This window comes from Lyngbya sp. CCY1209, assembly GCF_055795065.1.
Map to the genome: position 1 here is coordinate 1 of NZ_JAYFER010000017.1, position 246 is coordinate 246.

Genomic DNA, 246 nt, shown 5'->3' on the forward strand with positions numbered 1-246 from the left:
TTCAGAACCGTGCATGAGATTTTCACCTCACACGGCTCCTAGTTCAGCCGTCTCGTTGTCATGAGTACGACTCTTGCTTTGACTGCCATCTATGGCAGTTTTGGCATCGTGACAGTGGCGGTGCAGCAGTTGAAGGTTTTTGTAATCATCCTTTCCGCCTAGGCATCTCGGGATGATATGGTCGGTCTCCAATTGGTCTTCGATGGTGAAGTGCTGTCCGCACCATTTGCATTTGCCTTTCTGGTC

The 246-nt window shown here is 50.0% G+C and carries 1 protein-coding gene; it reads right to left on the reverse strand.

Annotated elements, in window-relative coordinates:
• Positions 1-27: 27 nt before the first annotated feature.
• On the reverse strand, positions 28-246 hold a 219-nt coding region (locus AC0QHF_RS00080), incomplete at its 5' end, for an HNH endonuclease (RefSeq protein ID WP_324702160.1).